Annotated in this window: 5 protein-coding genes and 1 pseudogene; 2 read left to right on the forward strand and 4 right to left on the reverse strand. The window is 34.2% G+C overall.

The window, feature by feature from the left end; genetic code table 11:
* Positions 1-360: 360 nt before the first annotated feature.
* From AC1DIV_RS29435 to AC1DIV_RS29450, 4 genes are all read right to left on the reverse strand, one after another.
* Positions 361-801 (reverse strand): SRPBCC family protein, encoded by a 441-nt coding sequence (locus tag AC1DIV_RS29435; protein ID WP_048687801.1) that lies wholly within the window; start codon positions 799-801, stop codon positions 361-363.
* A 291-nt stretch (positions 802-1,092) separates the two neighbouring features.
* On the reverse strand, positions 1,093-1,635 hold the full coding sequence (locus AC1DIV_RS29440) for a GNAT family N-acetyltransferase (protein WP_340878388.1): 543 nt from the start codon (positions 1,633-1,635) through the stop codon (positions 1,093-1,095).
* Positions 1,636-2,416: 781 nt separating this feature from the next.
* Entirely contained in the window at positions 2,417-2,914 is a 498-nt protein-coding gene (locus AC1DIV_RS29445; RefSeq protein WP_340878387.1) for an LURP-one-related/scramblase family protein, read from the reverse strand.
* A 260-nt stretch (positions 2,915-3,174) separates the two neighbouring features.
* On the reverse strand, positions 3,175-3,621 hold the full coding sequence (locus AC1DIV_RS29450; RefSeq protein WP_323599170.1) for a GyrI-like domain-containing protein: 447 nt from the start codon (positions 3,619-3,621) through the stop codon (positions 3,175-3,177).
* A gap of 583 nt (positions 3,622-4,204) precedes the next feature.
* On the opposite strand from AC1DIV_RS29450, the pseudogene AC1DIV_RS29455 reads away from it, so the two are divergent.
* Both AC1DIV_RS29455 and AC1DIV_RS29460 read left to right on the forward strand, forming a co-directional pair.
* Positions 4,205-4,294, forward strand: a pseudogene (locus AC1DIV_RS29455) (carboxypeptidase); the annotation flags it as partial.
* An 88-nt stretch (positions 4,295-4,382) separates the two neighbouring features.
* The gene (locus tag AC1DIV_RS29460; protein WP_340878386.1) at positions 4,383-4,922 is read left to right on the forward strand and encodes a VanZ family protein; all 540 of its coding nucleotides are present in this window, start codon (positions 4,383-4,385) and stop codon (positions 4,920-4,922) included.
* The last annotated feature ends 365 nt before the right edge of the window (positions 4,923-5,287 follow it).

Raw genomic sequence — 5,287 nt, forward strand, 5'->3', positions numbered from 1 at the left:
AATCGCTCCATCTGAACAACAAACTGCATAACCAGTTAAATAACGACATAGTACATTTACCCCCATCAAAAAAATGAGAATATGGAGGGTTTATTTTAGCATGGCTTTTTACTATTGTGTTTTCATACAAAAAAGCTGCCTTAAAGACAGCTYCGWTCTTCAGCTAACGCAYCCGTTAGCTCATTAAGAAAAGCGATTCTGGAATATTAAAAAAGAGGCCATCCTTTTGGACAGCCCCCTTTCCGCTATTATAAAATTTCTAGTAGCGCTCGATATCATTATATTGGTTACTTCGGAATGTTACCATCCATAATTCAGAGAAGGCATCTCCAAAATGAATTGGCTTTCAATCTTTGAAAACTATGAGAATACTGCAATTTTACGTGCGATAGATTCTGTTAAACGAGATGCTACTTTTGGAACAGCCCATTTAATAATTGGTGTTAACACCGCACCAGATAATCCGCCTGCATGGATTTCCACCGTACAAGTCATTATTGTTTTACCATTAACATCTTCTGCAGTAAAGTGACCGCTTCCTGTAAAATTATCTGATAAACCTTTTAGTTCAAACTTAATATTTGAAGGTTCATTCCATTCGGTAATATCTACCTGAGCTTGGATTGTTTTCTTTATACCTTTCACACTACCTTCAAATGTCCAAATAGATTGCTTGTCATTTATGATTTCATGTTCTTTATAGGCTGGTACTGTCGTTGCCCATTTTTCGAGATCACTGACATAATCCCAAACTGCCTGTACATCTGCTGGAACTACTACAGTATGCGTTCCCGTTGCCATTATGATCCCCACCTTCACTATGTATGAATTGCAACTTTACATTTCTACAAAATAATTATTACATAAAAAGCATGAACTTACATCTATTTGTAGAATTAAAATTTTCCAATCCTCCTCAATCCGGCCCTTTAATGGAATAACAGGACTGACGCTTTTAACCGACTATAATGTCACTTAATAGTATTCCTTATGGAATTGTCCTGCCCCGATAGTTGCATAAAGAAAAAGCTGCCTTATAGACGGCTCCGATCTTCAGCTAACGCACCCATTAGTTCTTTAAGGTATGAATTACTACTTATTCCAATCCTTAGCTAACATACCGTAAACAATATGGTCAACATAATGGTCATACAACCATTCTGCTTGTCTAATACAACCTTCATTAACAAAACCCAATCTTTCAGGAATTCCTCTACTTTTCTTATTCTCCACAGCAACCCTAATTTCAACTTTATCTAGTTTCAATTCATTAAATGCATAATCAGTCAATGCCTTAGCTACTCTTGTCATAACTCCATTTCCTTGATATTTTTCTCCGAGCCAATAACCAATATATGCAGTTTTATTTGACCAATTTATTTGGTTATAACCTGCTACACCAACAATTTGTCCCTTATACATAATAACTGTATTGACACTCTTGTTTTCAGCAATACCTTTTAAAGACATATTAATGAACCCTTTTGTATCTTCAAGTGTTGTTGTATTATCCAGCCAAGGAAGCCATTCTCGTAGATATTCTCTGGATTGATTTGTTATTTCGAAAACTCTTTCTGCATCCTTTAATTCTAACAGTTTCAATGATAACTCCTCATCAATCTTATGTAAGAACATACTCATCCCCCTAATTTTTCTATTGGTTTATTTTGTATATTAACATATATGATTAATGGATAAATCACTTGTTTATTATGGAGCTAATCTGCCCCGTCTCTTCAATAAGCCCCTGCTACAGAATTAACTGTAAACAGGGGCTTGTCGGTACTGATCCTGAAATTGCATCTATATAAATCGCATCTGACCTACCAGGGCAGACTTATGTTTATTTAACTATGTATTACATTACCCATGGCTTTGCCATTGTCTTTACTACGTTTGACAACAATCTTTAAAACATGTCATATGTTATATGCAATAAACTGATGCGAAAAATTTTTAGTCCTTCCAGAACCATTTACGAATCCATTTGGCAGGAATGGCAACCAATACAGCAATTACAATAAGAACTACTTTAAGTATAAAGAATCGTTCATCTAAAGGTATCAAAATATTTCTTCCACATGTATGACGTATTTTTTATTTTGTGCAGAATGTAATTCAGTTTGCATTTCGTATATTTCCAACCCTCCCATAGTCATCCCCCTCATTATCCTTTTCCTATTAATTTTACCACAAAAAACCATTGTCTTTATTCAACTATCCTGCCCCCTAGTGCCATAAGAAAAGAGCTGCCTTAAAGACAGCTCCGATCTTCAGCTAACGCACCTGTTCGTTCAACAAGATTTTACCTTTATCCACCACATGGTCTAGTCATTTAATTAGGATACAATTCACCGTACCAGTTCAAGCTGTGATTTTACAAAAACTGTCAGCCTTTTAATTTTACACTTCTATTTTAAATCGACGCTGATGAGGAAGCAGCTGCTTGATCAGCCTTCACACAATCAATTGCAACAACAAGTGCAATAATAATCGTTTCCATCTCTTCATCAATTATTTGAACCTTGTAGCTATCGCCCCAAGTGAACCACTCCTTGCCCACTTTACCTACGATTTTACCATGCTGTAAAACTTGAAAATCCATATCCCACCAATTACCATGTACTTCAATGCCTGCCGCATCAATTGTATATCGTGCTTTTAAGAAGGAAAATTCCTTCTTTATTGTTAATACCTCTCGACCATTCACCTCAACCAAAAACTTTGGTAAAAAGCTGAACACCTTTTTCGTTATGAGTGCTACTTCATCTCTTGCTGTATTCATAATGGAGAAGGTCTTCGGAACTTGCATAAAACTTCCCTCCACGTAATATATATCCTTCTCCTGCTGATCCTTTACTGTAAATTTCCCGCTTAGACTGAATACCTTCTGTTTAATATAAAGCTGCCTCATACTAATGCCTCCCAACCTTAAGTCTTTACATTACTTACGTTTTAAATGGGCATTGGTTCCAATCTTATTCATTAAATTCCAAATAATAACTCCACTCAAAAGTGCCTTCTTTTCGGTTCACCACTATTTATCCTTACCTAATTTACCTTTTGTAAAGGCAGCAATCCTTCCTTCGCAATCTGACCCAATTGTTCAATAACTCCTTATGTACTCTTGAACTATCCTGCCCCGTTTGTTGAAGAAGATTTTTGATTTGTCTTTTAAGCCTGAATTGGTAAATAAATCTGTACTTCTTCATTGCATTCCCCCATAAGGTGATATGTCTCGATAATATAAGAATCGAGATCTCTTTGATAACCTTGTTCTTCTGCCCAATTCAATAAATTCAAATGAAGTTCTCCCAAATTAGATATATTCCCTCTTGTAGTTATGAAACTTTTATTTATTTCAATATAATCCATACCTGTTGGTACTTCATATAATTTCTCACTCACAATTAACCCTACATAATAATGACCTATCCTATGCTCCTCATCCTTTTTAGGCTCAAATAATGCAATTTCGTTCTCTGTTGGATTTAGTATTTCGTTTAAGCGACTTAATAGTTGCTTTGCACGCAAGGGTACTTCATTACCAAAGTTAACAAACTCCCCACTACCCTTTAATCCAACCAGCTTAAATTCTTTTTTAACCATCATAAACGACATATTACCCTCTCCTATTCACACGAAAATTCCATAATATTCTATTTTTATTTATTCAACAAAAAAATCCTTACATCCTGCATTGAAGTAAGGATTTCATACTGAGTTCTGCAACTGTTATTCAACTAACCTGCCCCGTTCGTTCATTAAGAAAAGCGATTCTTATCGGAACAACTTTATCGACTTGATTACAATTTCTCTGCAGGTATGTCAAAATCCATCAATTATTGGTGTTGGTTTTGAATAAAGTTTGATTAAAAGTTTTCTGTAAACCCCAAGCAATAAAAGGAATCAAAATGGTTTCCTTTCTTTTTGAATGTACTCTCCGTTTTCAAAAAGTTTAGCCAAAACTCATTTAGAAATCTTTGATTGAAAAGATAAAGTATCACAACTTTATACAAAACTTCTCATCTATCTTCAAACATCGCAATTTTATTTTAAATACACAATTACCAATGGCGAATTCCTAAGAAGATTAATAATAAAATCCAAGTAAAAATTTAAGAAAAATTTAATGTTTACCCCACTATTTATTTTAAAAGTTTTTCCTATCCTAAAACATGTTACTTCATGGAGGAGACTAGAAATGAAAAAGTGGGAATTTTATTGGTTTTTTGCATTAGCTTTTATTTTTAAGATATTACCGATATCCCAAGATAAAGTAGAGGATCAAATCTGAAAAATTTTCGGAGATGATAGCATAGTGTAAAGTAGGATAAAGCATAGATTATAAATTTGAAAAGAATTAGGAAACGAGGATTTATATGGAAAACTCAAAAAACAATCAAAAAAAAATAACTGCTGGCTTGTTGGCCGTATATTTATTTGCATTAACATGGATTATAGTCTTTAAAATGCAATTTTCATTCCAAAGCTTGCCGGATTTTAGGGAAATCAACTTAATCCCTTTTGCTGGTTCAGCTAATGTTAATAATCAAATAGATTTTAATGAAATAATCTATAATGTACTTGCATTTATCCCATTGGGAATTTATATTAGTATGCTAAAACCAAATTGGTCTTTCTTGAGAAAGATCGCAGTAATAGCAGGAGTTAGTTTGTTATTTGAAGGATTGCAATTCATCTTTGCTATAGGTGCAAGCGATATAACTGACTTTATGGGGAATACATTAGGTGGAATTACTGGAGTTGGAGTTAATATTGTATTTTGTAAGCTGTTCAGTACAAAATCAAATAAAATCCTTAATGTTTTAGCTTCAATCGGAACGATATGCATTGTTGCGCTATTACTGTTATTAATATACCCCAGGATTAGTGGTGTTATTATTTATAAAGTTTCCTAAGTAATTGGAGAATTGCTGTTCATGAAAATTACCAGAGGGTATGCCAGCAGATTCTTTATTTATAAAACAAGAATGACAAATATCACAAGCCACCTATTTTGAGGATGGCTTATTTAAATTCTATTTCTCTAAAAACAGAAAATATCCTTCTTCAACAAACTGGCCCAATAGTTGAAGAAAAGCCAAAGAGCACTTTTCAACTATCCCACCCCGTCTGTTCCATAAGAAACTCCTATGGCGGCGCTCCTCGCCGCCACCATCTACTACGAAAATCTAAACTCAAAATAGAGTCTAACCCATTAACCCCTTGACAATAATGGAAAATAACAATACAACCAGGCTGAACTTTTTTTGGTGGATCTTAA

This window comes from Peribacillus sp. 05N428, from assembly GCF_056397085.1.